At 56.0% G+C, this 2,718-nt stretch carries 3 protein-coding genes; 2 read left to right on the top strand and 1 reads right to left on the bottom strand.

Annotation, left to right across the window (positions count from 1 at the left end; all coding sequences use genetic code 11):
- On the top strand, window positions 1-804 hold an 804-nt coding region (locus tag AC2VLY_RS15430; RefSeq protein ID WP_486893967.1), incomplete at its 5' end, for a putative 4-mercaptohistidine N1-methyltransferase.
- Window positions 801-1,976, top strand: coding sequence for a MalY/PatB family protein (locus AC2VLY_RS15425; RefSeq protein ID WP_486893969.1), 1,176 nt, complete (start codon window positions 801-803; stop codon window positions 1,974-1,976). The genes AC2VLY_RS15430 and AC2VLY_RS15425, both read left to right, overlap by 4 nt.
- Window positions 1,977-1,999: 23 nt before the next feature.
- On the opposite strand, the gene AC2VLY_RS15420 is transcribed toward AC2VLY_RS15425, so the two are convergent.
- Window positions 2,000-2,718, bottom strand: a 719-nt coding sequence (locus AC2VLY_RS15420; protein ID WP_486922583.1) for a 3-deoxy-D-manno-octulosonic acid transferase, incomplete at its 5' end; no start/stop codon positions are given.

Raw genomic sequence — 2,718 nt, 5'->3', positions numbered from 1 at the left:
CGGCATTTTTTTCAGCATGCCGGATTCCGTTATGTCACCTCAACCAACATCGTTCCTGAAGTACCCATTTATGAAAGCGACGCACTGGTCTCCCAGTATGCGGAATTTCACTATGGACGCAGCTATTATGAAGTCCCTAACTTTGCGGCTGCGGTCGCTGAACTGGCACTTCGTGCCATGGCGGGTAAACCATTGCGCCGGGCCTTGGATATTGGCTGCGCGGTGGGACGGAGCAGCTTTGAACTGGCAAAACACTGCCCGGATGTGACCGGACTGGATTTCTCGGCGCGCTTTATCAGTGTCGGTGTACAACTTCGTGAGCGCGGACATTTTTCCTACACACGGGTCGAAGAAGGCGATTTGCGGAGTTATCAAAGCATCGACCTGGCAACCCTGGGTTTGCGGGAAAGTGCTGATCATGTCCATTTTTTTCAGGCCGACGCCTGCAATCTCAAACCATTGTATCGGGACTATGATCTGGTGGTCGCGGCCAATCTCATTGATCGCCTGCATCATCCCCGCAAATTTCTGGAGGATATGCGTGAGCGCATTGTACCGGGCGGCATCCTGCTCATCACCTCACCTTACACCTGGCTGGAAGAATATACCGCACGCAGCGAGTGGCTCGGTGGCTACAAAAAAGATGGTGAAAATCTCAGCACCCTGGAAGCACTCAAGGAAATCCTGTCGCCCTATTTCCGGCTTCGGGAAGAAAGCCCGCTGGATATTCCCTTTGTCATCCGCGAAACCGCGCGCAAATATCAGCACAGTATCGCGCAAGCCACCCTCTGGGAGCGCCTATGAAAAATCACGGAAATTCAGTCTCGCCATTTGATGCCGTTATTCCGCGCATGGGCACCGGTTCCATAAAATGGGATGAAGCAGCGCATCGCTTCGGCGGCGATGTTTTGCCCATGTGGGTTGCCGATATGGATTTTGCAGTTCCCGACCCTATCATCCAGGACTTGCGAAAACGTCTGGAGCACCCGATTTTTGGGTACCCCAGTGACGGTCCGGCCATGTTACGTGCGGCTGACGAATGGATGGCTGCGCGTCATGGCTGGCGCCCGGAACCCGGCGCGACAGGAAGCATCAGCGGAGTGGTACCGGCCTTATTTGCAGCCGTGCGGGCATTTACTCAACCAGGCGACAGCGTCATGGTTATGCCGCCCATCTATCCTCCCTTTATGAACGCCGTGCGGAAAAATGATCGGGAGCTGCTCCTCGTACCCTTACAAAGGGCAACAGATCTGACTTACCATATCGACTGGCAGGCCCTGGAAAAGGCATTAACCCGATCCCGCCTGCTGTTGTTCTGTTCGCCGCACAACCCGGTGGGGCGGGTCTGGACGGAAGAAGAACTTCAGCGTCTGGCCCGGCTTTGTAAGGCGGCCGACTGCGTGGTAGTCAGCGATGAAATTCACGCCGACCTCAGTTATGCGCAACATATTCCCTTTGCAAAGCTTGCAGCACGGACTGTATTACTGAGTTCGGCGGGCAAGAGTTTCAACATTGCCGGCATTGGCGGCGGAATTGCCATTATTCCGGACAGCGAATTACGCCAGACTTTTCGGGATGAGCTGTATCGCAGCCAGATTCATCAGACCAATGCCTGCGCCCTGACGGCCATGACCAGTGCCTGGCAGCAGGGTGCAGAATGGCAGACGGCGTTGCGGGAATACCTGTTGGCCAATGCACAATTCATTCAGGAATTCCTGCGCCGGGAACTGGCGGAAGCCGGTTACCGCATTCCGGAATTCGGTTATCTGGCCTGGCTCGATGTGGCGGCTTATGGCGACGACGATCACATTCAGAAAAGCCTGCTCAAGGCCGGACTCGGGCTCAATCTTGGACCCAGTTTCGGGCCGGGCGGAGAGGGTTTTGTGCGCCTGAATTTTGCAGCACCCCGCAGTGTCCTGGAGGAAGGATTATGGCGCTTGCGGAGCGCTCTGTGGCGCGGGCCAAAGTCGCCGTAAAGCCTCCCGGGCCGCTGCCAGATCTAGGACAGATCCAGTTCTTCCAGAAGCTGCATAATTTTTTCCAGAGAACCGCGCTGCTTTTGGACAAAAGCCAAGGCTCTTTTTCCCTGTTCCTGAGCGTCCTTGGGTTGGCGCAGCCAGTGCCCTAACCGGGCCTCCAGGGCTTCAGCATCATCCGCCTGAACGGCAGCTTCAGCAGCCAGCATATCCCGCGCGATACTCCGAAAATTTTCCATGTGTGGGCCAAAAATAATGGGGCAGGACAATACCGCCGCCTCTAATGGATTATGCCCCCCCACAGGGACAAAACTGCCGCCGACCGTCACCAGATCCGCTGCTGCATAAAAATCCATCACTTCTCCCAAGGTATCCACCAGCAAGACGTTTTTACTTTCAAATTCAGCATCCCGGGAGCGCAGCGCATACCCTGTCCCGGCCGCTTGCAGCTCCGCCTCTACGGCATCGCATCGGCTGGGATGCCGGGGAATCAGCACCAGCAAAAGGTGGGGCCAATGCACGCGTAAATGTTCGAGTACCGCTACTGCCATTTTTTCCTCACCGGCATGGGTGGAGGCAAACACCCAAACCTGCCGGGTTGCCAGATGTTGCCGCCAGATGCGTCCTTTTTCCAGGGCATCCACGGGTTCAGGAAGATCGTACTTGATATTTTCGATGACCAGGACCCGGGAAGCGCCCAGGCTCTTGAAAGCCTCGGCATCCTCGGGACTTTGTGCCGCCA

Source organism: Acidithiobacillus sp. TH-A36 (assembly GCF_057473445.1).
This window is presented reverse-complemented; position numbering and strand designations above follow the sequence as displayed.

Coding starts and splice junctions, on each gene's coding strand:
- AC2VLY_RS15425 (WP_486893969.1), top strand. CDS start 801: ATGAAAAATCACGGAAATTCAGTCTCGCCATTTGATGCCGTTATTCCG.